Annotated in this window: 1 pseudogene; it reads right to left on the bottom strand. The window is 63.2% G+C overall.

The window, feature by feature from the left end:
* Positions 1–584: pseudogene (locus DBR24_RS15845) on the bottom strand (type VI secretion system tip protein VgrG); the annotation flags it as partial.

Below are 584 nucleotides of genomic sequence, written 5' to 3'. Positions count from 1 at the left end.
GTTTTCAAGGAAGGTTTTGGAAGCGTTGGCGCGGGAAGCGTCGGTAGCTGTCCGCCCTTGCTTGCTGCGCCGAGGATCCCCGACGCACTCGGCATGGCGGCACTCGCCAGTTTCGGCAACCCGGCCACCCCGCCCTGCACCACACCTTTCACCTGCTGCGCCGTCTGCATCGCACTCATCCCTGTTTGCGCCATGTCCTTACCCTTCTCCAACATGTCCCAACTCTTGCTCGGCAAAACCTGCGCGACCATCGCTTGCACCTGACTCGGCACATCCTCGGCCCCCGGCGGATTCAATGGCCACTCCGGCTTGCCGATGTAACTGCCATCGCTCCAGGTGTCCGCCGGGTCCTTGCCGAACAGCACACGCGCTGGCCCCGGAGCCGCGCCGGCGACACTGGCAAAACCTTTGGCGTCGAGCTTGCCCTTGATGCTTTTGCCCAAGGCGTCGATGACTTCGTAATCGCCTTCCTTGATGCCCTGACGCCCGGCGTACTGGTTGAACAGTTCCAGCGCGCCTTTGCCCGGTTTCGGTGGTTCCGGGAACACCCCGGCGAGACTTTTCGCCCCGGTGTAGGCGAAGTT

The organism is Pseudomonas sp. HMWF006 (assembly GCF_003061205.1).
Lineage (GTDB): Bacteria > Pseudomonadota > Gammaproteobacteria > Pseudomonadales > Pseudomonadaceae > Aquipseudomonas > Aquipseudomonas monsensis.
The sequence above is the reverse complement of the archived record's forward strand: the minus strand, read 5'-3'. Positions and strand labels throughout refer to the sequence as shown.